Source organism: Streptomyces sp. MGP-BFMKR1 (assembly GCF_057766585.1).
In genome coordinates, this window is record NZ_CM173408.1 from 3,844,574 (window position 1) to 3,871,115 (window position 26,542).

Sequence of the window (26,542 nt, forward strand, 5' to 3'; positions counted from 1 at the left end):
CGCCGTACCGCGCCTCCCGGTCGCTCGCATCGTCCCACGCCCATCGTCCCCGAGTGAGTGATCCTCCGCACTGTGCCCAACCTCCGGCGCCCCAGGTCTTACGCTCTTGCCGACCGGCCCTCCCCCACCCCCCGGAGGGCATCCACCGCGACATATGGGAGTCACCACCGTGACTGACGTACGTCATACCGTCAGCGTCGACGGCCCGACCGTGCGTGCGAGCGATCCGCTCTCCGTGCTCTTCCAGTCGGAACAGGGCGGCCACGAGCAAGTCGTGCTCTGCCAGGACCGCGAGTCCGGCCTCAAGGCCGTGATCGCCATCCACTCCACCGCCCTGGGCCCCGCCCTCGGCGGCACCCGATTCCACGCCTACGCCTCCGATGAGGAAGCCGTCCTGGACGCGCTCAACCTCGCCCGCGGCATGTCGTACAAGAACGCCCTCGCCGGGCTCGAGCACGGTGGCGGCAAGGCCGTGATCATCGGCGACCCGGCCAGCGTCGAGCAGGGCGGCGTCAAGAGCGAGGAACTGCTGCTCGCCTACGGTCGCTTCGTGGCCTCGCTCGGCGGTCGCTACGTCACCGCCTGCGACGTCGGCACGTACGTGACCGACATGGACGTGGTGGCCCGCGAGAACCGCTGGACCACCGGCCGCTCCCCGGAGAACGGCGGCGCCGGCGACTCCTCGGTGCTCACCTCCTTCGGCGTCTTCCAGGGCATGCGCGCCTCGGCCCAGCACCTGTGGGGCGAGCCCACGCTGCGCGGTCGCCGGGTCGGCGTCGCCGGCGTCGGCAAGGTGGGGCACCACCTGGTGGCGCACCTGATCGAGGACGGCGCCGACGTGGTGGTCACCGATGTCCTGGACGCCTCCATCGACCGCGTCCGGGCACGGTTCCCGCAGGTCACGGTCGTGGACAGCACCAGCGACCTGATCACGGGCGAACTCGACGTGTACGCCCCGTGCGCGCTCGGCGGCGCCCTCGACGACGTCAGCGTGCCGGCCCTGACCGCCAAGGTGGTCTGCGGCGCGGCCAACAACCAGCTCGCCCACCCCGGGGTCGAGAAGGACCTCGCCGACCGGGGCATCCTGTACGCGCCCGACTACGTGGTGAACGCCGGTGGCGTGATCCAGGTCGCCGACGAGCTGCACGGTTTCGACTTCGACCGGGCCAAGGCCAAGGCGACCAAGATCTACGACACGACGCTGGCCATATTCGAGCGGGCCAGCTCCGAGGGCATCCCGCCGGCCGAGGCGGCCGACCGGATCGCCGAGCAGCGGATGGCCGAGGCCCGCCGCAGCTGACCCCCGCGGGGCCCACGCCCTGCCGGACGCGCCCGCGCGGAAGCGGCCTCCCCGAGGCAGCCGCGCGGCAGCGACCTCGCGGAAGCGGGGGCGCAAGCCGCGGCGACACCCCTGCCGCGGCTTCCGTCGCCGCTTCCGCCCGCCCCGGCGCCCGGGCGCGCGGCAGCCGTACGCCACCCCTGTCACGGCACCGCACGCGCCCGAGCGCCGCGGGCCCGCCCTTCCCGGTCCACCGCGACGGCCGAAATTCGACGGCCCGCGCGCCAGGACCCGCCCCACCGACCGGCCCCCGGACTGCCCGCCAGCCCGCTCCCGGCCGCACTCCCCCGCCGCACCCGGTCCGCGCCCGCGCACGCCGCGCCGCCGCACTCCCGACCGCGCTCGCGCACGCCACCGCTGACATGAGCGGTCGCCCCGGTGGCCCCCACCAAGTGGCCCACCCCAGGTGGGCGCGGCCAGCCGGGCGAATCGCGCCACCTGTCGCGGGCCCGGCCGAGGCCGCTCCACGGGGCGTGGCCAACGGCCGGACACCGCCCCCGTTGGGCCGAACGTCGCACCCCCGTCACCCGGCCGCCCCCGCCCGGTCACCGGCCGGCAGCCGGAGGCCGCCAGGGGCGGGCGCCGGCGGCCCGCGCCGTGTCACGGGGGGCGATAAGGGAGAGATCGCTCACGGCCCGTCGGCGGGTCGGCGCCTCCAACGCGTTAAAATCGCTGCTGACCAGCGAGGACGGGGCGCCTCGTAGGTTCTGCCAGGTGGCACGTGCCGTGGGCGACGTACCGTATGGCCAGAGAAACAGGTACCGTTGAAGCCCTACGGACCGGTCTCTCCGTCGAGAGTCCGCTCCGACTCATGAACGCGTGTCAAGACTCTGGGGCCGTCGAGCCCCGTCACCGAGGGGGTCGAGCCATGGGGCGCGGCCGGGCCAAGGCCAAGCAGACAAAGGTCGCCCGCCAGCTGAAGTACAACAGCGGTGGGACGGATCTCTCACGCCTGGCCAACGAGCTAGGCGCATCGACGACGAAGCAGCCGCCGAACAGCGAGCCGCTCGACGATGAGCTGGAGGACGACGATCCGTACGCGGAGTACGCGGATCGTTACAACGACGAGGGTGATGATGAGCCCTCGGACTCTCCGGCGCATCGTCGTCGCGCTTGACGTCTCGCGTCCACGGCACGTCTACGGCGTTCACAGCACCAACACCAACCCGGTCCAGGGCCCTGCGCCCCGGACCGGGTTCTGTGCTGCCCACGGGGGACTCAGCTCGCGTAGTCACCGGTCAGGGTCACGGCCTCGGCGCGGTCGCCGCGCTCGGTGATCTCGCCGGCGACCCAGGCGTCCACGCCCCGATCGGCCAGGGTGGTGAGCGCCACGTCCACGGACTCCTGCGGCACGATCGCGATCATGCCGACGCCCATGTTCAGGGTCTTCTCCAGCTCGGCACGCTCGACCGAACCGGCCCGGCCGACGACGTCGAACACCGGGTCCGGGGTCCACGTCGCCCGGTCGATGGTGGCGTGCAGCGCGTCGGGGATGACCCGGGCCAGGTTGTTCGCGAGCCCGCCGCCGGTGATGTGCGAGTACGCGTGCACCTCGGCGGTACGGGTGAGCGCCAGGCAGTCCAGGGCGTAGATCTTGGTGGGCTCCAGGAGTTCCTCGCCCAGCGTGCGACCGAACTCGGCCACCTCGCGGTCCAGGCTCCAGCCGGCCCGGTCGAACAGCACGTGCCGCACGAGCGAGTACCCGTTGGAGTGAAGTCCGGAGGACTCCATCGCGATGGCCACGTCGCCGGGGCGGATCCGCTCGGCGCCCAGCAGCCGGTCGGCCTCGACCACGCCGGTGCCGGCGCCGGCCACGTCGAAGTCGTCGGCGCCGAGCAGGCCCGGGTGCTCGGCGGTCTCGCCGCCGACCAGGGCGCAGCCGGCGAGGACGCAGCCCTCGGCGATGCCCTTGACGATGGCGGCGACCCGCTCCGGGTAGACCTTGCCGACGCAGATGTAGTCGGTCATGAACAGCGGTTCGGCGCCACATACCACCAGGTCGTCCACGACCATGCCGACCAGGTCGTGGCCGATGGTGTCGTAGACCCCGAGGCGGCGGGCGATGTCCACCTTCGTGCCGACGCCGTCGGTGGCCGAGGCGAGCAGCGGGCGGTCGTAGCGCTTGAGCACGGAGGCGTCGAAGAGCCCGGCGAAACCGCCGAGGCCGCCGACGACCTCGGGCCGGGTGGCCTTCTTCACCCACTCCTTCATCAGCTCGACGGCGCGGTCGCCCGCTTCGATGTCGACACCCGCAGCGGCATAGCTGGCGCCGCCGCCGACGGGAGATGTCTCAGGCATGGCTGGAACCTTCAGGTTGTGATGAGGAGGTGCGTGCGGGTCACGGGCGACGGAGCGCGTCGGCCCCGCCCACACCGGCGGTCAGCGTCGCGACGCCGTCCGCGTCGGGCTTGGCCACCCCGGCCGTCTCCGACTCCAGGAGGTGCTTGCCCAGCAGCTCCGGGTCGGGCAGGTCCATCGGGTACTCGCCGTCGAAGCAGGCGCGGCACAGCTTCGGCTTGTCGATCGTGGTCGCCTCGATCATCCCGTCGATCGAGATGTACGAGAGCGAGTCGGCCCCCAGCGACTTGCCGATCTCCTCGACGGAGAGCCCGTTGGCGATCAGCTCGGCGCGGGTGGCGAAGTCGATACCGAAGAAGCACGGCCACTTGATGGGCGGCGAGGAGATGCGGATGTGCACCTCGGCGGCCCCGGCCTCGCGCAGCATCCGGACCAGCGCGCGCTGGGTGTTCCCGCGGACGATCGAGTCGTCCACGACCACCAGGCGCTTGCCCCGGATGACCTCCTTGAGCGGGTTGAGCTTGAGCCGGATACCGAGCTGCCGGATGGTCTGGCTCGGCTGGATGAACGTGCGGCCCACGTAGCTGTTCTTGACCAGCCCCGACCCGTACGGGATGCCGCTGGCCTCGGCGTACCCGACGGCCGCCGGCGTGCCGGACTCCGGCGTGGCTATCACCAGGTCGGCGTCGGCCGGCGCCTCGGCGGCCAGCCTGCGGCCCATCTCCACGCGGGAGAGGTAGACGTTGCGGCCGGCGATGTCGGTGTCGGGGCGGGCCAGGTAGACGTACTCGAAGACGCAGCCCTTGGGCCGGGCCTCGGCGAACCGCGAGGCGCGCAGCCCGTCCTCGTCGATGGCGACCATCTCGCCCGGCTCGATCTCGCGGATGAAGCTGGCGCCGCAGATGTCGAGCGCGGCGGTCTCGGACGCGACGACCCAGCCGCGCTCCAGGCGACCGAGGACCAGCGGCCGGATGCCCTGCGGGTCACGGGCCGCGTACAGCGTGTGCTCGTCCATGAAGACGAGGCTGAACGCGCCCTGCACCTTCGGCAGCACGCGCTGCGCGGCGGCCTCGACGGTCAGCGGCTTGCCGTCCTCGTCGACCTGGCCCGCGAGCAGCGCGGTGACCAGGTCGGTGTCGTTGGTCGCGGCGACCTGGGTGGCCCGACCGCCCTCGCGGGGCAGCTCGGCGACCATCTCGGCCAGCTCGGCGGTGTTGACGAGGTTCCCGTTGTGGCCCAGCGCGATCGAGCCGTTCGCGGTCGCGCGGAAGGTGGGCTGCGCGTTCTCCCACACCGACGCACCGGTGGTGGAGTAGCGGGCGTGCCCCACGGCGATGTGGCCGCGGAGGGAGCCGAGGGAGGTTTCGTCGAAGACCTGAGAGACCAGGCCCATGTCCTTGAAGACGAGAATCTGGGAGCCGTTGCTCACTGCGATGCCCGCGGACTCCTGTCCACGGTGCTGCAGCGCGTACAGCCCGAAATAGGTGAGTTTGGCGACCTCTTCACCCGGAGCCCAGACACCGAAGACGCCGCAGGCGTCTTGGGGGCCCTTCTCGCCGGGAAGGAGATCGTGGCTGAGTAGTCCGTCACCACGCACAACACACACTGTACCCGCGGTCGGGGGTCAGGCGTTCGGTCGACCTTGGGAGTGGACGGTTACATTCCGTTACGGGTGAGATTTTAGGGCCCGAGCGGAGATGGCCCTGAGGCGGGCTGGATGGGGCGTGCGGTGCGGTGAGGAGGCCGTGAGATCGCGCCTCGGCGCCGACACGGTGACCTCGCAGTGACGCTGCGCGGTGGCCGAGTTCAGGGGCCGAGCGGGCTCAGATGAGATGAGGGACACATCGGGGAGGGGGGTGTTGTTGCGGGGAGTGGTGGGGGTGGGTGGGTGGGTGTTGGTGGGGCGGTGAGGGGGCCGGGGGTGTGGGGGGCGGCACTGTGGGTGACGGGGTGGGGTGGGCTCGCGTGGGCGCTGACCCTGGTGCTCGGCTGGGCGGGGCCCCGCGCTTGCGAGGCTCCGTCTCCCGGTCGCTCGATACGCTCGGTCCGTGATGCGTGCGGTGGCGCTCGATGTCGGAGAAACCCTGATACGCGACGATCGCGGCTGGGCGGCATGGGCCGATTGGCTTGGCGTACCTCGGCACACGCTGTCCGCGCTGGTCGGGGCTGTTGTCGCGCAGGGCAGGGACAACGCCGACGCGGTACGGATGATTCGCCCGGGCATCGACGTCGCGGCCGAGCGCGCCGCGATGGAAGCCGCGGGAATGGGTGCGCCTCTGGAGGAGGCCGACCTCTACCCGGATGTTCGCCCGGCCCTCGCGGCGCTCCGTGAGGCTGGGGCGCGAGTGATCGTGGCCGGGAACCAGACGGCCGAAGCGGCCGAGCGGCTGCGTGCACTGCGGTTGCCGGTGGATGCGGTGGCGACCTCTGGTGAGTGGGGTGTCGCGAAGCCGGTCGCGGAGTTCTTCGAACGCGTCGTGGAGTTGGCGGGTGTGCCGGCCGGCGAGGTTCTGTACGTGGGTGATCACCCCGCGAACGACGTGGCGCCGGCGCGTGCGGCGGGGCTGCGTACGGCGCATCTACAGCGGGGGCCGCTGGGATATCTGTGGGCCGATACGGCCGGCGCCGACTGGAGCATCGGCTCTCTCCACGATCTGGCGAGCATTGTGGGCCTTGTGGGGCGCCGGCACGCGGTGGGTCGGCAGGACGCCAAGAGTGAGGGGGCGCGGTGAGGCGGGCGCGGCGGTACGTTGGGCGCCCTGCTCAACTGGGGCTGCCTGTGGGTGAGATACCGGGGGTTTGGGTGCGGCGAATCCGCAGGTCGGCTGCTCTGGCTCTCCGCGCGTGCGGGACTGACTCCGGCTTCGGGGCGGTCGGCACCTTCTGCGGATACTGGTCCCGCGCGTGCGGGGCTGACCCGCCCTCCGCCGATCAGCCGAGCCGAAGTCGATGCAGCATGAGCAGGGCGGCGACCGCGTTCGCCGACCTGATGTCGCCGCAGGCGATGAGGTCGGGCACCGTCTTCAACGGCACCCACTCACGGCGTGACGACTCGAACGCGTTCTCCGGAGGGCCGACCCGGGTGGCGCCCTCCGCCCAGAACACCTGGTGTCGCGAGGTGGAGATCCCTGGCTGCGGGTCCACGGACAACAGGTGCCGCATCGGCCCGGGTCGCCAACCCGTCTCCTCTTCGAGTTCACGCGCCGCAGCCCGGGCCGGGTCCTCGCCTTCGGCGATGCCGCCGGATGGGAGTTCCCATCCCCAGGCGCCCGTGATGAATCGGTGCCGCCACAACAGCAGAACCTCATTCGCTTCGTTGACTACTGCGGCGACAGCCACCGGCCGCAGGCGAATGACGGTGTGGTCCAGGCGTCGGCCGTCGGGCAGTTCGACGTCAGCCATGTTGACCGTGACCCAGCGGTTCTCGTACACGGTGCGTTCACTGTGCGATGTCCACTCCATGGCTTCATCCCACCACGCATGGTCACGCCAGGAGCCGGGTGCGTTGCAGTCCAGCCGGCCGCTCATACGGGCACGATCAGGCGCGGCTTCCCCAGTTCTGCGGCGTAGTTGAGTGTCTGCCACGTGCCCGAGCCTTCGGCGCTCTCCGTAAGGGGAAAGCCGATCACCATGTCGGCCCGGTCGACCATCCAACGGTTACGGGCGTGGAACGCCGCAGTACGGAGTTCCGGGGCCCGTAGCGCGACGATTTCGGCGATGCGGTCCCGCCTTCGGCATTGTTCGATGGTGTGCTGCGCCTCGGCCGGCTGCTGCTCGACCGTACCGGGGACGACCACCGTGATACGCGAGCGGGATTCCTCGGCGAGATGGCATAGGGCCAGGCTGTCGATGCCTTTTGCGCCACCGATGTAGAACTGTGCGTCCTGGGTCGCCCACGGAGCGAGATATACGCGGAACAAGGCGGAATACCAGGTGCTCTCGCGATGCCTCGTGTCCCTGGTGCCCGTGATCGCCACAGCCAGCGGTCTTGGCACGCAATGGATCACAGGCGACCCGTCATGGGGTGGACTTCCTCAATTCAAGGATCATGACGTCATGCGAGGCCGCGCCGTCCCACGGGTACGCCTCGCCGACCTTCTCGTAACCCCACGAGCGATAGGCGGCCTGCGCTGCGGGAACGTCCGGGCGGGCGTTGAGCAGGACGCGCTCTTCCGTGGCGTTATTGAGAATCGCGTCGTGGAGGCGCTTGGCCACTCCCTGTCTCCGCCAGGGGGCACGAACCGCCAGTTCGATGAGGCCGAATGTACGGTGCCCGTCCTCGCGACGTACTTCGTCAGCGACGGGCGTAGTGAGGCGGCCCCACCAGCCAGTCGACGCGCTGAGCGGATAGCCGTAGGCGATGCCTACCGGCTCCCCCTCAACGCTGCGGGCCAGAGCCGCTCGGAACGTGGCCTTGCGTACCTGCGACCGGAAACGGCGGAAGTTCGCCTCGACGTCCCGCACGGTCTTCTCGTAGGGAGGCTCCGCGAACGCCTCCGCATAGACGAGTGTGAATGCCTCTTCGGCGCGGGCCGCAGCATCTCCGTTCATCCACTCCACGTGGACGGCACTCTGCGGGGTCATTGGGCCCCGCCACCTGTCGATTCGCGGATACGGGCAGTATATGCGGAACCCTCTGCACCTAGAAACGACCTTTCCCGGGCTCGTATCGGTCTGATACGAGACGGGTTAGCCTCGTGGACCGTTGCTTCGGTCACGGACTCACCTCCACGCCGGGCACGCCCTTCGCTTCAATGGTGCACACGGGCTAGCGCAGATAGGTACGCTGCCAGTCAACCGAAGACATGTTCTGGGCTGCATTGGCCAGTTCGATCGCCGAGGCTGTCTTGAGCTTCGCCCGTGTGCTGTCGACCCACTCGCGGGCATTGCTGTAACCCTGTTCCAGGTACTCGAGGCCCTGGATCATGCATTCCAACTTGTCCGCGTCGTGCGCGACGAGCACTTCGAGGGAATCGCCGTGCTCGTACTCATCGACCACGGCTTGGATGCCTGCGGCCACTGCCGGGTGGGCTTCGGCGAGCTGGTCCCTCGTGACGTCCTCGTTCTTGGCTGCCGTGAGGTACCGTCGCCCGATCCACGGGATGTCACCAACCCGCGTCTCCTGGGTGTCGTGGAAGGTACACAGCAAAGCCACCTTGGCGGGGTCCGCACCCTCCATCATTGCCAGCACGGCTCCGACGACCGCGACACGGAAGCTGTGCTCAGCGATGGTTTCGGGGTCCTTGACACCCGCAATCCACCACCCGGAACGCTTTCCCCGCTTCAGCGCGCCCATCTCCATCAGATAGCTAACGGAACCCTTGGCGTGCTGATCGTCGTCAGGCATGCGAGCTGTCCTCTCGGTAGGTCACGGGGCGTTCAGCTTCAGACCGTAATGCACGGCATCCAACTCGCGCCTGGACCTTGTGGACACAACACCACCATCCAGTAGCCGCGTTACCCGCTGCTTGAGGTCGCGGCACAGTTCATGGTCCGCTGCTAGCGCACCCGGGCGTACAGCGAGCAACGACCACACGGAGTGAACGTTCAGGTCGATGCAGCCGAGTTCTGGTGACATGCGACCTACCAGGCTGCGAAGTAGCGCCTTCGCGTCCCACTCCGCGCGCCCAGCCATGAACGCGTCGTCGGACCGAGGTAAATTGTCGAGCCCCAACCAGTAGGCCCAGTAGTTCAGGTTGGCCAGCTCACCCGCGTCATCACTCATGCCCCGCTCGATGAACGCGTGCAGTGCGTCGCGCTCCCCGTGCCGCGTGAGCGATGTCGCCAACGACCGAGCGTCAGCCCAGTTCCAAGCACTGCGTTGGGAAGCTCGCGCCTGCCTACCCCGCATGTCAGTCATCCACGCATGCGTATCCGATGCCACGTCGTAGCTGCACAGGTAGAGCGCTTGCCGTCGCAGCAAGGCGCTCTCTGCACCCGTCCAGTCCGCCACTTCGGCACTTCGCCGCAGGCCGTCGAAGAACGCTCGGCGTTCAGGGTCTCCCAGCAAGGGCCCGTCCGGCGTGGGGCCACGTCGCCGAGGCAACCCTGGGGGCGGGTGAGGGAGCGCTGCGGGAGGAGTTCCCGTCAGCGCCCAAGCGATCATGTGCGTGGCCGAGCGAGTGAAGACCCAATTGGCCAAGGGATGGCCGTGTACGTCACTCGATCGGCGATCGCAAAGGCCATGGCTCAGGACGGCGTCGGCATCCATCGCGGCATCGAAGAGGACCAGGAGAGCGGGGTCGGCCCCGCTGCGTAGCAAATGGCGTCGCATCTGTCGGAACTGCGCGGACGGGATCGCCGTGAGGGAACGGCGCCCCGATTCCCACCCCTGCACGGTGGTGACGTCGACCGCGATCGCCTCGGCCAGGGACTGCTGGGTCAGCCCTGCCCGTTCTCTCGTGACCTTGAAAAGGTGCCCTGTGACAACCCCTTCACGGGCCCGCCCAGGTGATCCCGGACCTGTGGTCAGGGTTCCGTACTTCGACACCTTTTGCCGTGACGCCATGCCATGGGCTCCTGCTGGCTAGGTCTGCTCAACTCGTACTGGGCGTCAGTTTTTTCGAGGTTTCGCTCACCGTACGTTACTGCCACGAGCGACATCGCCCCTACGGATTTCGACCATAGGGGCGACGTGCGCTGAATCCCAGACGCATAGGTCAGCTGAACGCTCACGAGTGACACGTGGCATCGATGAGACGGGAACTCTCGACATGAGCAGCAGTAAGCACGTTGCAGCGCGTCCGCATGCCGGCGGAGACGCGGGGGCCCGAGAGGCCGCCCCTGATGGAGTGGCCGCCCCTCATGACTGGATTCCGCCCGGCGGCGGCGTGCGCTGGACGCGGATTGGAGAACTGGGCTGGCACGCGCTGACGGTGCCGACGTATCTCGGTGATCGGGTACTCGCCGCGCTCGGCGACGCGTCCGGGGCGGTGATTGAGGAGGACGTCGAGCGCCGTCAGACCTGGCTCATCGAGCCCAACGCGTCGGCCGTGCAGCGCTTTCACGGTCACCCGGTGGTCAGCGTCCGGGGAGACGACGACTCCTTCCTCTTCGTCCCCGGCATGACACGTGACCACACGGTGTGGTGGCGGGTGGCCCCGACGGGCGACCGCCTGCTCACCGACGCGGAACTGCTGGCGACTGCGGTCGTCAACGCGCGCGGCCGGGGGCGGGGACGGGCGTCGTGATCGACACGAGCTGGGCTCCCCCGCTCCACGACGAGGTGCTACTCCTCCCAGCAGGACGCCAGTGGGACGCCGTTCGCACTTCTTCGGCCGTGGCGAAATGGGCCTTCCAGATCCTCGACGGAACGGAAAGCTGCGCCGCGATCGTCGATGAGCGGATGGCCTGCGCGTACTGGCTGGTGCCGGCCGGCGACACGTCGGCGTACGTCCATTGGGAGCGGTTGCGCGGACACGTTGCCGTGTTGGGTGCCGGGCCTGGCACCCACTACGTCGGCGTACCGCCCACGCACCACCGCGCCGAGCCCGGGCTGCACTGGCGGTTCCCTGCTGACTGGTCAGGGCGGTACCTGGCTCATCCGTACTACCTCGGGGCGGTCCTCGTCTCCGCCGTACGGATCGCGCATGGGCCAGATGCCCTTGCTGCCCAGTGCCCGTTGTGCGAGCGCGAGTTGGAACCAGCCGACGCGGTCACCGTCACCGGTCTTTCCGGTCCCGGCGACGCCGCTCCTCGCACCCTGGAGGTCCATCCCGCATGCGCCCGCACCGCCCGCCTCGGCGCCCACCAGCCACCACTGACATGACCCATCGCCGCCGTTACCGGTACGTCGAGATGTCCCTCGCCCCTGATCCGGAGGCTACGCCGTACATCGTCCGGGCCAGGTGCCTCGCGTGCGACGACCTGTCGCCGGAGCCCGAGCCGTCGGAGTCCATCACAGCCCAACACGAGCGCGCGCAGCGCTGGTGTACGCGCCACGCGGCCCGCGACCATGCGGACGGGCGCCACTTCCGCTTTGCCGCGACGGTCACTTTGCGGTGGCGCGTTACGCCGGCTGAGGACATTGGGCGGGCGGCGTTGTGAGGGGGCGTGGGGGTGTGAGGGCGTGGGGGTGGGGGTGTCTGGTCGGCGAGTTGCGGGGTGCCCGCTGTGGGTGGCTTGCGCTCGCCGGCCTTCGCCGCGCGGTCGTCGGAGCGCGTCGTGCCGGCGGGGTTGGGCGATAGCCTGTTGAGCCTGGTTAGGGGCGGGGCGCCTTGGGTGAGATGTGGCGGGTGTCGAGTTTGGGTGGAAGGTCGGAGTTCGCGGAAGTTGCAGAAAACCGAGGTTCGGCCTGACAAACCCGCAGGTCAATTGCTCTGGTCCCCGCGCGTGCGGGGATGGCCCCTTCACGGTCGTCTCGTCGGTCGCGGAGGCGCTCTGGTCCCCGCGCGTGCGGGGATGGCCCCACCAACTCGATTGTGCGCCAGGTGGCATTGAACTGGTCCCCGCGCGTGCGGGGATGGCCCCGAGCACTGGCAGGCCCACGCCACGGGCGCCTGCTGGTCCCCGCGCGTCCGGGGGCCCCGACTGCTGTACCTCCCGGACCAAGAAAAGTAGGAACCGAATGACCGCATCGGGATCATGGGGCGACGCGGCGAGGGCGCTAGCCGACAAGGTGGCCGCGAACGCTCTGGAGTGGCACGAAGCAGTCAGTAAGACCCCCCGCCACCTGCTCGTACCCCGCTGGTGGGAACGCGTGCCGAACAGCCCGACGGAAGAGTGGGAGTTGGTAGCCCACGCCGAAGACTCCAGGGCGCGGATCGCAGCGGCCTACAGTGACGAAACCCTCGTCACGCGCGTCGGCCCCCTGCACGCCGACCACGCGAAGGCGGAACAACGGGCGGCGGGTAGTCCCACCTCGTCCTCGACGCTTCCGAGTCTGATCGTTTCGATGATGCACCGGTTGAACGCGGACCCCGGGCATCAGGTCCTGGAGGTGGGCACCGGCTCCGGCTATGCGCTCTCCCTCTTCGCGCGACGTCTCGGAGACGAGCACGTGACGAGTGTGGACGTGGACCCGTATCTCGTTGAGGCCGCTCGCGCCCGCCTCGCTGAATTCGGCCGCATCCCTCGGATCGAAGCAATCGACGCGACGGGGGAACTCCCCGACCCCGCTTATGACCGCATCATGGCCACGGTGTCCGTCCGCCCTGTACCGAAAACGTGGCTCCGCGCGCTGCGTCCCGGTGGCAGGCTCGTGACCACCATCGCCCACACGGCCCTACTGATCACGGGCGACATGCGAAACGACGGCATTGCGCGGGGAAGCGTCCAACCCGACCCGGCAACGTTCATGGAAACCCGCCAGAGCCCCGACTACCCGCCCAAGCTCAACGACGTATTCACAGCCGCCCGGGAGGCCGACGGGTTGGATGTGCGCTCCCCTGACGGCCCTATTCCGAACCTCTGGCAGGAATGGCCACTTCGGTGGTTGTACGAGCTGGACACCCCCGGTGTTGAGACCCGTATGGCCACCATGCCGGACGGTCGGCGCGTGGTCTGGCTCCTCGCGGCGGACGGTTCGTGGGCACGCGCAGAGGAGAGCGGTGACGCGTCGCGGCGCACCGTGCACCAGGGCGGAGCACGCCGACTCTGGGACGACCTGGAGCGCGTCCGGCGTAAGTGGGAAGAGCGAAATCAGTTCCCTCTGCACTTGATGAGCGTCGAACTCGGTCCGGACACCGGCAGGCTGATCGCCCCGGATGGCGCATGGACGTTCTCCATCTGAGCCGTTTCGCGGAATGACCCCGCCATCCGCCTGGCGAAGGGCCCTCCTGGTTCCCCAACCGGGAGCCAGCCCCCGTACACCGCCCGCGCCACGTGTCTGGACCTGCTGAGGACGCGAGGGCGGGGGCACTAGCCTGTTGCGCCTGCTTGAGGGGAGAGCGCGTTGGGCGAGATGTCGCAACCATCACATTTGGGCGGAAGGTCGGAGTTCGCGGAAGTTGCAAGAAACCGGGGTCCGGCCTAAGAAACCCGCAGGTCACTTGCTCTGGTCCCCGCGCGTGCGGGGATGGTCCCCGCCACCCGACCCCCTCGCCTCGCGAAAAGATCTGGTCCCCGCGCGTGCGGGGATGGTCCCGCCGCGTCACACCTTCACCACGGCGGCCGACTCTGGTCCCCGCGCGTGCGGGGATGGTCCCGCCAGCGCGGCCAACCCGGTCGCGACCGGGATCTGGTCCCCGCGCGTGCGGGGATGGTCCCCTGAAAGGGCCCATCGCGTGATCACGAAGGCCCTGGTCCCCGCGCGTGCGGGGATGGTCCCGATCGCGCGCGACCCCTACGGCCATGGTTCCAGCTGGTCCCCGCGCGTGCGGGGATGGTCCCTGGCGGAAGCTGGTGCACACCGCGCTCGCCGCTGGTCCCCGCGCGTGCGGGGATGGACCCGCGTGGGCGGTGCGCCAGCGGAGGGCCACGGTCTGGTCCCCGCACCTGCGGGGCTCCCCACCGACCGTCGCCCCACCCTCACAGCCCAGCCCTCATTCCCCACAGCTCCCGCCAGGGCCAACTCACCCCCGCACCACGACCGCATCGAACTCGACCACCACCGTCGGGCTGACCATCGCCGAGGTGAAGGCGTTCCAGTTCACGTTCCAGTCCTTGCGGTTGATGGTCGTCGTGCCCTTGAGGTGGGCCCAGAGGTTGCCCTGGGAGTCGGGCTCGGTGTCGGTGAGTTCGACGTTCAGGGTGACGGATCTGGTGGTGCCGCGGATCGTCAGGTCGCCGGTGAGTTCGTAGTGGGTGGCGTCGGACTGGAGGACGTCGGTTGAGGTGAAGGTGATGGTCGGGTGGTTCTTCGCGTCCAGGAACTTGTCGCGTACCAGGGTGTCGCGCTGGCGGTTCTTGGTCTGGACGTCCTTCGCCTGGATGACGAGCCGTACGGAGGACTTCCAGGGGTGTTCGCCGTCGAGGTGCACGCTGCCCTCGAACGCGTCGACGTGCCCGCGCACCCGCGTGGACATGGTGTGTCGGGCCACGAAACCGATGCGGGTGCGGGTGGCGTCGATGACGTAGTCGCCGGTCAGTTCGCTGGGGCGGGTCGTTGACATGGTGGTTGCTCCAGGGTGGGTGCGGGGATGGCGGGCGGAGCGGCGCCTGGCGCGCGACGGCCGGGCCGTGGGCGCGTACTGCGGGCGCGGGGCCCGTACGTCCGGCCCGGCCGTCGTCGTCATGAGGTGGTGCCAGGCGCCGGAAAGGTGCGGAACTCGGGGGTTGTCGGTCAGCCGAACTGGCCGGGCTGGTAGTCGCCCGCGGGGCGCTGGGTGATGACGTTCAACCGGTTGAGGGCGTTCATGACCGCGATGGTCGATATCAGGGCCCCGAGCTGGTCCTCGTCGAAGTGCTTGGCGGCGTTCGCCCAGACCTCGTCGCTGACGCCGCCGGCCGCGTCGGCGAGGCGGGTACCTTCCTCCGCCAGTTCCAGGGCCGCGCGCTCGGAGTCGGTGAACACCGTGGCCTCCCGCCAGACGGCGACCAGGTGCAGGCGCTGTTGCGTCTCGCCGGCCGCGACGGCGTCCTTGGTGTGCATGTCGACACAGAATCCGCAGCCGTTGATCTGGCTGACGCGGAGTGCCACGAGTTCCCGCGTCGAGGCCGGCAGCGACGATTCCATGAGCGGCTTGGCCGCCGAGACGAGTTGCTTCAGGAATTTGCTGGAGACCGAATGGGCGAAGAAGTCGTAACGCACGTCCATGGCGTTTTTCCTTTTCTGCTGGTCCCTTCCGCCGGCGATGGCGGAAGGGCGGTAGGCGGGACCGTGTTCGTTCCCAGCAGTACGACGAGACAGCCCCGCAGAATGTGAGGCGACGCGTCGTGACCTCACATTTCGATGGGCTGTCTCGTCGTAAGGGAGAAGCAGGGAAGACAGGGAAGACGCAGGCGCCGGAACGGACGACGAGGGAGCGGCGACACCATGGGGACCCAGACGGAGCCAGAAGAGGGCGGCCCGGTCGACCCGGGCCTGGGCGCGATCATGAGCGAGCGGCGGCAGTTGATCAACCTCGCGTACCGGCTCCTCGGCTCCCTCGCCGACGCCGAGGACGTCGTACAGGAGACGTACGCGCGTTGGTACGCCATGACACCGAGGCAGCAGGCGGCCATCGAGGCCCCCGGCGGCTGGCTGATGAAGGTCGCCAGCCGCATCTGCCTGGACCAGTTGGGCTCGGCGCGCGCCCGGCGCGAACGTTACGTCGGGGAGTGGATTCCGGAGCCGGTGCCCGACCCCGCGGAGTGGGCCGACGGGCGGCCGGGGGGCAGTGCCGCCGACCCGGCCGACCGGGTCACGCTCGACGAGTCGATCAACATGGCGTTCCTCGTCGTCCTCGAGTCGATGACGCCGGCCGAGCGCGTGGCGTTCGTGCTGCACGACGTCTTCCGCTACTCGTTCGCCGAGGTGGCCGAGATCGTCGGCCGTACACCGGCGGCCTGCCGCCAGCTCGCCTCGTCGGCCCGCCGCCGACTGCGCGGCGCGCAGGCCCCCGCGGCCTCGGTCGAGCAGCGCACGAACGTCGTCCGCGACTTCAAGCAGGCGTGGGACGCCAAGGACATCGTCGCCCTCATCGGCATCCTCGACCCCGACGTCACGGCGGTCAGCGACGGCGGCGGTCGCGCCAGGGCCGCGCTCCACCCGATCTCGGGCCGGGAGGACGTCGCCCACCACCTCATGACCATCGCCACCCAGGCGCCCGACCTGATGATGGTGGAACGCACGGTCAACGGCCAGCCTGGCGTGGTCCTCCAACTGGACGGCGCCACGGTGTCGGTGATGTCCCTCGACGTCAGCGGCGACCGCATCACCCACATCTGGGGCATCCGCAACCCGGACAAGTTGCGACCGTGGACGGCGGGTTGAGGTCGTTGAGCTGCCGTGCGCATCGACGGGCCCGCCCGCTAGCCTGAGCGGAGGCTTCGCCGGGAGGGCGACGTGAGCGGTTTGACAGGATTGCGAGTTATGCCGGACTTCGCGGAAGTTGCAAAAAGTCGAGGTCCGGGCCGATAAAGTCGCAGGTCAATTGCTCTGGTCCCCGCGCGCGCGGGGATGGCCCCCCGGCCATCTCGTGATGCCCGGCCATCGCCCCCTGGTCCCCGCGCGCGCGGGGATGGCCCCCTCCTTCGCTCGCTGCTCCCGGCACTGACACCCTGGTCCCCGCGCGCGCGGGGATGGCCCCAACACCTGCGCGCCGCGTCGCCCCGGGGCGCACTGGTCCCCGCGCGCGCGGGGATGGCCCCGCCGCGCCCACGGGCCAGGTCCAGCGGCGCACCTGGTCCCCGCGCGCGGGGCTGGTCCCCCTACGCCCAGGCGCCCCACCGGCCCGGCCCTCCCCCTCAGCCTCCCGCACCCGGGCAACCCGCCAGCATGCGGATGCCCACCGGTCCTCAAGGGGACGGGCCCGCCCCACAGCAGACCCGCCCCCACCGCCCCCGCGCTCCGCGCGGCAGCGGGGAGCGTCAGCGCACCACGTCGTAGATGACCTTCTGGATGCCGTTCGCGTACGCCTTGTGCTCGACCAGCTTCAGCTTCTGCGTGTCCTTGTCCGTGTCGCTGAACAGGCGCTCGCCCGCGCCGAGGAGGAGGGGGAAGACCATCAGGTGGTAGCGGTCGATCAGGCCGGCGTCGGAGAGGCTGTGGTGGAGCCTGACGCTGCCGTGCATGATGATCGGGCCGCCCTCGGTCTCCTTCAGCGCGGCCACGTCGTCCAGCGAGCGCAGGATCGTGGTCGGGCCCCAGCCGTCGACCAGGGACGATTCGGGGAGGGTGGTGGAGACGACGTACTTGGGCATGTCCTTGTACTCCGCGAACTCCTCCATCACCGGCCAGACCGGGGCGAAGCCCTCGTAGCTGACCCGGCCGAAGATCATCGCCGTGGCCTCCGACTGCTCCTGGCCCTTGATCTCGTACGCCTCCGGCAGGAACTCCACGTCCTTGAAGGTCCAGCCGGCGTTGCGGTAGTCGGACTCGCCGCCCGGGGCCTCGACGACGCCGTCGAGCGAGACGAAGGCGGTGCTGATCAACGTACGCATGGCAGGTTCTCCCAGAGAGTGTGTGCTGTGGCTGGTTCGGGCCGCTGTCGCGCCCGCGCCGTCGCGGCTGCGCCCCGTGCCTCGGAGGGCGGCGTGGCTCGGTGGCCGGAATGTCGTACGAACTGTGCCCTGATGCCCGTCAGTCGGGGCGGTAGCGGAGGTGGAGGACGCCCGCCGGGGAGGCGGACGCCGCCACGAGGGTGAGGGGGATGCGGGAGCCGGTGTCGGGGAAGAGGCGTGGGCCGTGGCCGGCCACCAGGGGGTGGACCCGCAGGTGTAAGTCGTCCACCAGGCCGGCCTGGAGCAGGGCCCGGATCGCCGTGTCACCGCCGGTCACCACGATGTCCCGGCCGGGCTGCCGCTTGAGCGCGGCGAGTTGGGCCATGGGGTCGTCGGTTGTGACGTCGTCGGGGATGCTGACGTCGTCGGGGTCAGCGTGGGGCTCGGTGGGCCCGGGCGCGCCTCGTAGGAGTGTCAACCCCGCGCCGTCCCCGCTCCGTTGCCACTCCTCGGGCGCCACGAGGGCGCCGTCCAACGTCATGAAGGCGTGGGCGACGATCCGGCGGGCCGTGGGGCGCGGCCCGGTGCGCTGCGGCGCGGGCTCTGGTGGCTGCATTCCGACGGTCCCCCTTCCTGGCGTACCCGATGGCTCACGTTCGTCCGGCCGCTCCGCCGCAGGTGGCGGCGTTCGCGGGCCGGGCCGGTTCCGGGGTGTCTCCCCCGGTGACCCCTACGATGCTCTGCCGGAGCCGCGTCATCAAGCCACGATTACGCTACGATCGTTGCCTCACAGGAAACGACGCCGTAGGACCGGCACGCCGGGCCGCCACGCGCGCAGCCGCGCCGCGCCGCGCGCACGCCGAGCCGCCGGCGCGGGGGCACGGGGCACGGGGGCGGACATGTGGGAACGGCACGAGGTGGAGACCTTCCTGCTACTCGCCGACGAACTGCACTTCGGGCGCACCGCCGCCCGACTCCACCTCACCACCGGCCACGTCAGCAAGACCATCAAGAGGTTGGAGAGCCGCGTCGGCGCCGACCTCTTCGAGCGGACCAGCCGCCAGGTGCGGCTGACGCCGCTGGGCCAGCAACTCGTCGATGAGCTGGGCCCGGCCGTGGCGGCGGTCGAGGCGTCGTTGCGTAGGGCCGTCGACGCCGGCAAGGGCGTCACCGGCGAACTGTTCATCCACTTCCTGGGGCCGGCCACGGAGCAACTCGTGCTCAGGGCCACCACCCGCTTCGCCGCCCGCCACCCCGACTGCGCGGTCCACCTCCAGGCGGGCGAGCTGGGCACGAGCGCCACCCGGCTCCGCAAGGGTGAGATCGACATCCTGGTGGCCTCGTTCCCGTTCCCCGGGGCGCGCAACGGGCCCGTACTCCTCGCCGAACCCCGCGTGTTGGCCATCGCCGCCGCACACCCGCTGGCCAGCCGCGCGTCGCTCTCCCTCGACGTGTTGGCCGAGGTCCCGCTGGTCCAACTGCCGGACGAGGTCTCGCGGGAGTTCCGTGACGACCGTACGCCCGCCTTCACGCCGAGCGGCCAGCCGACGCTCAAAGGGCCCGAGTGTGACGGGCTCAGCAACATCCTCACCACGGTCGCGCTGGGCCGGGGCGTGTATCCGGTCGGCGCGCACTTCGCCCAGTACCACGCCCGCCCCGACATCGCGTACGTCCCGCTGCACGACGCCCCGCCCGTGACCTGGGGGCCGGTCTGGCTGCCCGGCAACGAGACGGCCCGCGTCCGCGCGTTCGTCCAGAGCGCGGTCGAGGCCAACCCTCCGGGCGCCTGAGCCCCCACGCCCACCCTGGCGCCCGAGCCCCACCCTTCACCCGTGTCGTCCCTGCTCGCCGTGGCGTGTCGCGTGACCCGGAGCGAGCGCGAGGCACGCGCTCGGCCGCGCCCGTCGGGCTCCCACACCGGCCGCCGCGCGCCCTGTTCGCCGAGTGGGAGAGTCTCGTCGGCGGGGCGCGCGGCGGCTGGGGAGCGGGTGAAGGCGGCGGCGAAGTCGCGGTGAGACACGCCGTGTTGGCCGCCGTGCGGGGGCGCGTCGGCTCAGCCGGCCGCGTTCGGGAACGCCTTCTTCACATTCTCCTCGGTGGCCATCTCGTCTGCAGCGCGGCCCGGCCGCTGCTGGGCCTCCTGGCGGGTGGACTGGGACTTCTCCACGGTGTTGAAGTCCTTGTCCAGGCCGAGGGCGGCGCGTACGTCCTGCTCCTCGTCCAGGTTGAACTGGCTGGTGACCCGCGCCAGGATCTCGCCGCGCTCGAACGCGTCCGTGCCCGTCGTGCGGTTGAGCCGCTCGGCCGCGCGCCCGGAGAGCCGGACCGGGGCGGTCAGCCGCACCTGTCGGGCGGCGACGTCGAGCGTCTCGCGGCTGATCCGCTGGCTGGGAGCGCGGCCGATCGCGATCGTGTCCGACTGGTTGACGGTGGCCAGCACCGCGTTGCGCGTGAGGTCACTCTCGAACTCGGCGAGCCGGGCGACCTGCCGGGTCTTGGTGTTCACCACCGCGAGACCCCGGTCCTCGTACAGCACCCGGCCGCCGATGCGGCCGTCCACGTTGGTGACGACGCCGCTGGTGACGTCGAGTCGCAGGGGTACGCCGGCGGGTACCGCCTCCCGGGTCTGACCCTTGGCGTCGAGACGGACCAAGCGCAGACCGTGCTGCTGGAGCCGCTCCAGGGCCTGCGGCGTCACGGCGAACTGGGTGGCGCCCTCGACGACCGCGATGGCCCCACGGGGCGCGGCGACGGGCGCGGCGGCCTCGGCCGACCCGGGGTCGGCGGCGGCGACGCCGGGGACGATCGCGAGACCGAGGGCGACGGCGGCGGTGGCCACCGCCGCTCCGGCGCGGCGGGCGACGGAATGGGCTCGGGCGGCGGAGGTGGAGGGGAGAGAAGACATCGCGTGACGTTCCTTTCTGAAACGGTCGGATCGCAATGCCCACACAAGGCGACTTCTCGTGAGCGCGCGACTTCAGCGGGTGATTCGGGTGGCGGCTGTCACCCGGTTGGCCAGGCACCGCAGTACAGTCCGCGCATCCCGGGCGTGGCTCACCTGGCATTGACAGGCGGGCATGCCGTCCGACAGGCTCCTGGACCATGCCGCTCGTCCTTGATCCTTCGATCTTGTTGGTAGCGCGCCGCCACGTTGACCTGGTCCGTGTCGCGAGCGCGATCTGTCGCCACGCCTGACCCGCCCGAGCGGCCTCGCGGCTTCGCCCCATGGCCTGCGGCCTGCCTTGCTGAACGGCTCGGCGCCGGTTCGTTCCGGCGCGCATTCCGTACGACGCGTGAGCGCATCGCGCCGATACGTCGTGCCTTCTTGAGCGTTCTCGTTCGCCTGGCCCTCACGGCCGTACGCCCTCCGCTCCGCTTCCGCTCTGGTTCGCGCCCCGGCTTCCGCCCGGATGCCGCTTCGAGCGCTGCCCGGTTTCCGTCCCCGGAATCCGGTCCGGCCCACCAGTTGCCCGGTCGACTGACCAACTGGCCTGGTGCGGGGCACTTCTGAGGCTTTGCTCCTCCCTTTCGACTTTCCGGTGCCTGACGGGTGCCGCCCCGCCGCCGAGCCCCGACGGGCTCCGCCGGCGCCGGGCGGCGGCCGTCGCGCGCCCCACCCCAGCGAAGGACCCGCCATGCCCACCTCGCCCCAGCCCCACCCCGCCGAGCAACCCGAGCACCACAACGCCGGCGAGCAACCCAACCCCCCGCTCTCCGGCGAGCAGTTCGCCCCACAGCCCCCGGCCCCCGCCGGACCCCCCAGCACCACTGCCACCCCCCACACCACCCGCACCCCGCTGCCCAGCCAGTTGAGCCGGCGCGCCTTCGGCGGCGTCGTCGGGGCGACCGCGGCGACCGCCGCCGCCGTGGCCGCCGCCGGGCCCGCCGCTGCCGCCACCAGCCGCGCCGCCCGCGACACGGGCGCGGCGGCGGCCGGCACCCGCGCGGGGCGGCCGGGCCACGAGGGCGAGGCGGAAGCCGAGTTCGAGGCCGCCGCCGACCGCCGGTCGCGGCGGCCCAACATCCTGTTCATCCTGGCCGACGACCTCGGTTGGGCCGACCTGTCCTCGTACGGTTCGCCCGACATCCACACCCCGCACCTGGACCGGCTCGCGCGCCAGGGCGTGCGGTTCACCCAGGCGTACTCCGGCTCGGCGACCTGCTCCCCCACCCGGTTCAGCCTCTACACCGGGCGCTACCCGGGGCGTACCAGGGGCGGGCTCGCCGAGCCGATCGCCGACAAGAGCGTCGGGCTCGACCCGAACCACCCCACGCTCGCCTCGCTGCTGCGCGACGCCGGCTACGCCACCGCGCTGATCGGCAAGTGGCACTGCGGCTACCTGCCCGACTACAGCCCCACCCGCTCTGGTTGGGACGAGTTCTTCGGCAACTTCGGCGGCGCCCTGGAGTACTACTCGAAGCTCGGGCTCAGCGGCGAGTACGACCTGTACGAGGGCGACGCCGAGTACAAGGACCTGCGGTACTACACCCGGATTCTGACCGAGCGGGCCAGCGACTACGTACGGCGCGGGCACGGCGGGAAGCCCTGGTTGCTCAACCTCAACTTCACCACCCCGCACTGGCCGTGGATAGCCGAGGGCGACGAGGAGGAGAGCGCGCGGCTCACCGCCCGCATCAGGGCGGGCGAGAAGGGCGTGCTCAACCACCGCGAGGGCGGCTCGCTCGCGAAGTACCGACAGATGGTGCGGGACCTCGACGCGTCGGTCGGCACGGTGCTGGCCGCGCTGCGCGACTCCGGCGAGGAGCACAACACGCTGGTGGTCTTCTCCAGCGACAACGGCGGCGAGCGCTGGTCGTACCAGTGGCCGCTGTCCGGCAACAAGTTCACCCTCGAGGAGGGCGGCATCCGCGTCCCCAACCTCGTACGCTGGCCCGCCCGGCTGCGCCGCAACCAGGTCAGCCACGAGCCGGTGGCCTCGTACGACTGGACGGCGACGCTCCTTGAGATCGCCGGCGCCCGGCCGCACCCGGCCTATCCGCTGGACGGCGTCAGCCTCGCCGGCTACCTGCTGCGCGGCGAACGGCTCGCGGAGCGCGACCTGTTCTGGCGGGTGCGCGGCGAGCGCGCGCTGCGGCGCGGCGACTGGAAGTACTACCGGGGCGCGGACGGCCGGGACAAGCTGTTCCACCTCACCAACGACCCGCGCGAACAGGCCAACCACGCCAGCACGGACAAGCCGCGGCTGGCCCGGTTGCGCGCCGCGTGGGAGAGGGTGGACGCGGGGCTGCTGCCGTACGAGGACTGAGGTCGTACGGCGGTCTCGGGGGCGGGGCCCGCCACCTCGGCCCCGGCGGGCCCCGCTACCCCATGACCGGCAGGTACCCCGACAGGTCGGCGCGCTCGCCGCTGGCGCTGACCGTGCCCGCGTCCACCTCCCGCTCCCACGCGGTGCGGCCGGCGGCGAGGCGGAGCCAGGTGAGCGCGTCGGTCTCCACCACGTTGGGCGGGGTGCCACGGGTGTGCCGAGGGCCCTGCACGCACTGCACCACCGCGAACGGCGGCACCCGCAACTCGACCGAGCCGCCCGGCGCCTTGGCCGCGAGCGCGTCGGCCAGCAGCCGCGCGACCGAGGCCAGGGCCTGCCGGTCGTGGCTGATCGCGGTGCCGGTGGCGGCGGTCAGGTCGTCGCCGTGCACCACCAGTTCCAGCAGTCGGGTGACGAGGAAGTCGTCCACCGTCATCCGGCCGAACCGGGTGCTGACCAACTCGGTGCCGGCCGCGCCGGCCACCGCCTCGGCCAGCCGCGCGGCGGCGGCGTCGTAGCGGTCGAGGAGTTCGGCGGGCTCGCCCGCCCCGGACAGGTCGTCCGCCTCGGCGATGGTGGCCTGGGCGATCTCGTCGGCCTGCGCGCCCAGCGCGTTGACGTAGTCGCGCAGGTCGAGGTCGGCGGTCGCGCCCCGGGGCGCCGGGTCGGCGGCGAGGCGGCGGGGCAGGGTCTCCATGCAGACGGCGATGTGCACGATCAACTGCCGCACCGTCCACGCCCGCAGCCGCGAGGGCGCGGCCAGCAGCGGGGTGGCGTCGGAGGCCGCAAACAGCACCGCGACCGCGTCCCGCACGGCCCGGACCTGCCCATCGAGCGCGGCCCGCACCTTCACGGGGTCATAGCTACGAGCTCGGGGTTTACGCGAAGCGGAAGCCATGATCCACAGGGTAGAGCGTGCGCCCCGGTACGGCCCGCGCCCGTACGCGACCCGGTCCGTACGCCCCCCGGCCCGTACGACGCCCCACCCGTACGCGCGCCGACCCGGCCCGTACGCCCCCCGGCCGGTAGGCGCTCCGGCCCGGGCGCGCGCGGCCGGCTGCCGGGACACGGCGAAGGGCCCGTACGGAGCGTTCCGTACGGGCCCTCGCCGGCTCGTCTCGCGCGCGGTGCGGGCGCGGCTCAGGTGCTCACGCCCTGATCAGGCCACCAGCGCCGGGATGGTCGCCTCGTGCACCTCGCGCAGCTCCGTCAGCGGGATGCTGAACTGGCCCTGCACCTCCAGCGTGTCCCCGTCCACGACGCCGATGCGCGTGGCGGGCAGCCCGCGCGCGCCGCACATGTCGGTGAAGCGCAGTTCCTCGCTGCGCGGCACCGCCACCACCGCGCGGCCCGCGGATTCCGAGAACAGCGCGACGAACGCGTCGTCGGTCGCGTCGCCGGAGGCGGCCAGCCCCTCGGGCAGCACGATCCGGGCGCCCTTGCCGCCCCGCAGGCACGACTCGACCAGCGCCTGCACCAGGCCGCCGTCGGAGAGGTCGTGCGCCGCGTCGATCATGCCGTCACGGGAGCCGGAGATCAGGATCTCGGCCAGCAGCCGCTCCCGCTCCAGGTCCACCTTGGGCGGCAGCCCGCCCAGGTGGTCGTGGACGACCTGGGACCAGGCCGAGCCGCCGAACTCCTCGCGGGTGTCGCCGAGCAGGTAGAGCAACTGGCCCTCGGTGCCGAAGCCGATCGGCGTGCGGCGGGCGACGTCGTCGATGACGCCGAGCACGGCGACCACCGGCGTCGGGTGGATGGCCGCCTCGCCGGTCTGGTTGTACAGCGAGACGTTGCCGCCGGTCACCGGCGTGCCGAGCTGCTGGCAGCCGTCGGCCAGGCCACGGATGGCCTCCACGAACTGCCACATGACGGCCGGGTCCTCGGGCGAGCCGAAGTTCAGGCAGTCGGAGATCGCGAGCGGCCTGGCGCCGGCCGCGGCCACGTTGCGGTACGACTCGGCCAGCGCGAGCTGCGCGCCGGTGTACGGGTCGAGCTTGGTGTACCGGCCGTTGCCGTCCGTGGCGATGGCCACGCCGAGGCCGGTCTCCTCGCTGACCCGGATCATGCCGGAGTCCTCGGGCTGCGCCAGGACCGTGTTGCCCTGCACGAAGCGGTCGTACTGGTCGGTGACCCAGGACTTGGACGCCTGGTTCGCCGACCCGACCAGCTTCAGGACCTGCTCGCGCAGCTCGTCGGCGGAGCCGGGGCGGGGCAGCTTGCCCGCGTCGTCGGCCTGGAGCGCGTCCTGCCAGTCGGGGCGCGCGTACGGGCGCTCGTAGACCGGGCCCTCGTGCGCGACCGTGCGCGGGTCCACGTCCACGATCTTCTCGCCGTGCCAGAAGATCTCCAGCCGGTCGCCGTCGGTGACCTCGCCGATGACGGTGGCGAGGACGTCCCACTTCTCGCAGATCGCCAGGAAGCGGTCCACCTTGTCCGGCTCCACGACCGCGCACATGCGCTCCTGCGACTCGCTCATGAGGATCTCCTCGGGCGAGAGCGTGGAGTCGCGCAGCGGCACGTCGTCCAGCGAGACACGCATGCCGCCGGAGCCGTTGGAGGCCAGCTCGGAGGTGGCGCAGGACAGGCCGGCCGCGCCCAGGTCCTGGATGCCGACGACCAGCTTCTCGGCGAACGCCTCCAGAGTGCACTCGATGAGCAGCTTCTCCTGGAACGGGTCGCCGACCTGGACCGCCGGGCGCTTCGACGGCTTGCCCGTGCCGGAGGCACTGTTCGGATCAGCGTCGAAGGTCTCGGAGGCCAGGATGGAGGCGCCGCCGATGCCGTCGCCGCCGGTGCGGGCGCCGTACAGGACGATCTTGTTGCCGGTGCCGCTGGCCTTGGCCAGGTGGATGTCCTCGTGCCGCATCACGCCGATCGCCCCGGCGTTGACCAGCGGGTTGCCCTGGTAGCAGGCGTCGAAGACCAGCTCGCCGCCGATGTTCGGCAGGCCGAGGCAGTTGCCGTAGCCGCCGATGCCCGCGACGACGCCCGGCAGCACGCGCTTGGTGTCCGGGTGGTCGGGGGCGCCCATCCGCAGCGGGTCCACGACGGCGACCGGGCGGGCGCCCATCGCGATGATGTCGCGCACGATGCCGCCGACGCCGGTGGCCGCGCCCTGGTACGGCTCCACGTACGAGGGGTGGTTGTGCGACTCGACCTTGAAGGTGACCGCGTACCCCTCGCCGATGTCCACGACGCCGGCGTTCTCACCGATGCCCACCAGGAGCGCGTCGGTGGCGGGGGCCTTCTCGCCGAACTGGCGCAGGTGCACCTTGCTGCTCTTGTACGAGCAGTGCTCGGACCACATGACGGAGTACATGGCCAGCTCTGCGCCGGTCGGCCGGCGCCCGAGGATGTCCCGGACCCGCGCGTACTCGTCTTCCTTCAGGCCGAGTTCGGCCCAGGGCAGTTCCACGTCGGGCGTCTCGCCCGCGTGCTTCACGGTGTCGAGGGTCACGCTCGGTCGCTCCTTCGCGGCACAGGGCCAGACGCGCTGCGGCAGGGAATCTCAGTCGCTCCCTCGGCTGTTCCGGTGTCGAGGGTCATGCTCGGTCGCTCCTTCGCGGCACAGGGCCAGACGCGCTGCGGCAGGGAATCTCAGTCGCTCCCTCGGCTG

25 protein-coding genes, 1 pseudogene and 1 CRISPR repeat array are annotated in these 26,542 nt (G+C 71.0%); of the genes and pseudogenes, 11 read left to right on the top strand and 15 right to left on the bottom strand.

Features of this window, described 5'->3' with window-relative positions; genetic code table 11:
* The first annotated feature begins 154 nt into the window (after window positions 1–154).
* Both AC3CHW_RS14720 and AC3CHW_RS14725 read left to right on the top strand, forming a co-directional pair.
* Complete coding sequence (locus AC3CHW_RS14720) at window positions 155–1,300, top strand: Leu/Phe/Val dehydrogenase (RefSeq protein ID WP_187060181.1); 1,146 nt, start codon at window positions 155–157, stop codon at window positions 1,298–1,300.
* 907 nt (window positions 1,301–2,207) lie between these two features.
* On the top strand, window positions 2,208–2,456 hold the full coding sequence (locus tag AC3CHW_RS14725; protein ID WP_176163184.1) for a DUF3073 domain-containing protein: 249 nt from the start codon (window positions 2,208–2,210) through the stop codon (window positions 2,454–2,456).
* Window positions 2,457–2,557: 101 nt separating this feature from the next.
* Here AC3CHW_RS14725 and purM read toward each other — a convergent pair whose 3' ends face one another.
* Both purM and purF read right to left on the bottom strand, forming a co-directional pair.
* The gene (purM, locus tag AC3CHW_RS14730; RefSeq protein WP_488470731.1) at window positions 2,558–3,637 is read right to left on the bottom strand and encodes a phosphoribosylformylglycinamidine cyclo-ligase; all 1,080 of its coding nucleotides are present in this window, start codon (window positions 3,635–3,637) and stop codon (window positions 2,558–2,560) included.
* Between the two features lie 40 nt (window positions 3,638–3,677).
* The gene (gene purF / locus AC3CHW_RS14735; protein ID WP_372454935.1) at window positions 3,678–5,234 is read right to left on the bottom strand and encodes an amidophosphoribosyltransferase; all 1,557 of its coding nucleotides are present in this window, start codon (window positions 5,232–5,234) and stop codon (window positions 3,678–3,680) included.
* A 454-nt stretch (window positions 5,235–5,688) separates the two neighbouring features.
* Between purF and AC3CHW_RS14740 the strand changes: the two genes are divergently transcribed.
* Window positions 5,689–6,369 (top strand): HAD family hydrolase, encoded by a 681-nt coding sequence (locus AC3CHW_RS14740; RefSeq protein ID WP_488471056.1) that lies wholly within the window; start codon window positions 5,689–5,691, stop codon window positions 6,367–6,369.
* 199 nt (window positions 6,370–6,568) lie between these two features.
* On the opposite strand, the gene AC3CHW_RS14745 is transcribed toward AC3CHW_RS14740, so the two are convergent.
* The 6 genes and pseudogenes from AC3CHW_RS14745 to AC3CHW_RS14770 form a co-directional block, all read right to left on the bottom strand.
* Complete coding sequence (locus tag AC3CHW_RS14745; RefSeq protein ID WP_488471057.1) at window positions 6,569–7,099, bottom strand: NUDIX hydrolase; 531 nt, start codon at window positions 7,097–7,099, stop codon at window positions 6,569–6,571.
* Between the two features lie 62 nt (window positions 7,100–7,161).
* Window positions 7,162–7,620 (bottom strand): DNA-processing protein DprA, encoded by a 459-nt coding sequence (locus AC3CHW_RS14750; RefSeq protein WP_488471058.1) that lies wholly within the window; start codon window positions 7,618–7,620, stop codon window positions 7,162–7,164.
* A gap of 34 nt (window positions 7,621–7,654) precedes the next feature.
* Complete coding sequence (locus tag AC3CHW_RS14755; protein WP_488470732.1) at window positions 7,655–8,221, bottom strand: GNAT family N-acetyltransferase; 567 nt, start codon at window positions 8,219–8,221, stop codon at window positions 7,655–7,657.
* A gap of 184 nt (window positions 8,222–8,405) precedes the next feature.
* The gene (locus tag AC3CHW_RS14760) at window positions 8,406–8,984 is read right to left on the bottom strand and encodes an HD domain-containing protein (RefSeq protein ID WP_387604405.1); all 579 of its coding nucleotides are present in this window, start codon (window positions 8,982–8,984) and stop codon (window positions 8,406–8,408) included.
* Between the two features lie 21 nt (window positions 8,985–9,005).
* A complete protein-coding gene (locus AC3CHW_RS14765; RefSeq protein ID WP_398608757.1) occupies window positions 9,006–9,425 on the bottom strand; it encodes a hypothetical protein in 420 nt (139 codons plus the stop codon).
* 525 nt (window positions 9,426–9,950) lie between these two features.
* A pseudogene (locus AC3CHW_RS14770) lies at window positions 9,951–10,145 on the bottom strand (helix-turn-helix domain-containing protein); the annotation flags it as partial.
* A 283-nt stretch (window positions 10,146–10,428) separates the two neighbouring features.
* Here AC3CHW_RS14770 and AC3CHW_RS14775 point away from each other — a divergent pair.
* The 4 genes from AC3CHW_RS14775 to AC3CHW_RS14790 all read left to right on the top strand — a co-directional run bounded on the left by AC3CHW_RS14775 (window position 10,429) and on the right by AC3CHW_RS14790 (window position 13,367).
* Window positions 10,429–10,827: a hypothetical protein gene (locus AC3CHW_RS14775; RefSeq protein ID WP_488470733.1), complete on the top strand. Its 399-nt coding sequence runs from the start codon at window positions 10,429–10,431 to the stop codon at window positions 10,825–10,827.
* The gene (locus AC3CHW_RS14780) at window positions 10,824–11,405 is read left to right on the top strand and encodes a hypothetical protein (protein ID WP_488470734.1); all 582 of its coding nucleotides are present in this window, start codon (window positions 10,824–10,826) and stop codon (window positions 11,403–11,405) included. Before AC3CHW_RS14775 ends, AC3CHW_RS14780 begins: the two co-directional genes overlap by 4 nt.
* Before the next feature lie 29 nt (window positions 11,406–11,434).
* The gene (locus AC3CHW_RS14785; protein ID WP_488471059.1) at window positions 11,435–11,683 is read left to right on the top strand and encodes a DUF7848 domain-containing protein; all 249 of its coding nucleotides are present in this window, start codon (window positions 11,435–11,437) and stop codon (window positions 11,681–11,683) included.
* A gap of 520 nt (window positions 11,684–12,203) precedes the next feature.
* Entirely contained in the window at window positions 12,204–13,367 is a 1,164-nt protein-coding gene (locus AC3CHW_RS14790) for a methyltransferase domain-containing protein (protein WP_488470735.1), read from the top strand.
* A gap of 264 nt (window positions 13,368–13,631) precedes the next feature.
* Window positions 13,632–14,026: direct repeats of the CRISPR family, unit length 29 nt; unit sequence CTGGTCCCCGCGCGTGCGGGGATGGTCCC.
* Between the two features lie 122 nt (window positions 14,027–14,148).
* Here AC3CHW_RS14790 and AC3CHW_RS14795 read toward each other — a convergent pair.
* A complete protein-coding gene (locus AC3CHW_RS14795; protein ID WP_488470736.1) occupies window positions 14,149–14,688 on the bottom strand; it encodes a YceI family protein in 540 nt (179 codons plus the stop codon).
* Window positions 14,689–14,858: 170 nt separating this feature from the next.
* A complete protein-coding gene (locus AC3CHW_RS14800) occupies window positions 14,859–15,332 on the bottom strand; it encodes a carboxymuconolactone decarboxylase family protein (RefSeq protein ID WP_488470737.1) in 474 nt (157 codons plus the stop codon).
* A gap of 219 nt (window positions 15,333–15,551) precedes the next feature.
* Between AC3CHW_RS14800 and sigJ the strand changes: the two genes are divergently transcribed.
* Window positions 15,552–16,490: an RNA polymerase sigma factor SigJ gene (gene sigJ / locus AC3CHW_RS14805; protein ID WP_488470738.1), complete on the top strand. Its 939-nt coding sequence runs from the start codon at window positions 15,552–15,554 to the stop codon at window positions 16,488–16,490.
* A 596-nt stretch (window positions 16,491–17,086) separates the two neighbouring features.
* Here sigJ and AC3CHW_RS14810 read toward each other — a convergent pair.
* Entirely contained in the window at window positions 17,087–17,659 is a 573-nt protein-coding gene (locus tag AC3CHW_RS14810; RefSeq protein ID WP_488470739.1) for a dihydrofolate reductase family protein, read from the bottom strand.
* Between the two features lie 139 nt (window positions 17,660–17,798).
* Window positions 17,799–18,275 (bottom strand): dihydrofolate reductase family protein, encoded by a 477-nt coding sequence (locus tag AC3CHW_RS14815; RefSeq protein WP_488470740.1) that lies wholly within the window; start codon window positions 18,273–18,275, stop codon window positions 17,799–17,801.
* Between the two features lie 283 nt (window positions 18,276–18,558).
* On the opposite strand from AC3CHW_RS14815, the gene AC3CHW_RS14820 reads away from it, so the two are divergent.
* Entirely contained in the window at window positions 18,559–19,449 is an 891-nt protein-coding gene (locus AC3CHW_RS14820; RefSeq protein WP_488470741.1) for a LysR family transcriptional regulator, read from the top strand.
* Window positions 19,450–19,712: 263 nt separating this feature from the next.
* On the opposite strand, the gene AC3CHW_RS14825 is transcribed toward AC3CHW_RS14820, so the two are convergent.
* Window positions 19,713–20,564: a hypothetical protein gene (locus AC3CHW_RS14825; RefSeq protein ID WP_488470742.1), complete on the bottom strand. Its 852-nt coding sequence runs from the start codon at window positions 20,562–20,564 to the stop codon at window positions 19,713–19,715.
* Window positions 20,565–20,761: 197 nt separating this feature from the next.
* Between AC3CHW_RS14825 and AC3CHW_RS14830 the strand changes: the two genes are divergently transcribed.
* Window positions 20,762–20,854, top strand: a complete 93-nt coding sequence (locus AC3CHW_RS14830; protein WP_315971006.1) for a putative leader peptide — start codon at window positions 20,762–20,764, stop codon at window positions 20,852–20,854.
* Window positions 20,855–21,294: 440 nt separating this feature from the next.
* A complete protein-coding gene (locus tag AC3CHW_RS14835; protein WP_488470743.1) occupies window positions 21,295–22,926 on the top strand; it encodes a sulfatase family protein in 1,632 nt (543 codons plus the stop codon).
* Between the two features lie 55 nt (window positions 22,927–22,981).
* Here AC3CHW_RS14835 and AC3CHW_RS14840 read toward each other — a convergent pair whose 3' ends face one another.
* Window positions 22,982–23,824, bottom strand: a complete 843-nt coding sequence (locus tag AC3CHW_RS14840) for a sterol carrier family protein (RefSeq protein ID WP_488470744.1) — start codon at window positions 23,822–23,824, stop codon at window positions 22,982–22,984.
* Window positions 23,825–24,085: 261 nt separating this feature from the next.
* Entirely contained in the window at window positions 24,086–26,383 is a 2,298-nt protein-coding gene (gene purL / locus AC3CHW_RS14845; RefSeq protein WP_488470745.1) for a phosphoribosylformylglycinamidine synthase subunit PurL, read from the bottom strand.
* Window positions 26,384–26,542: the final 159 nt, after the last annotated feature.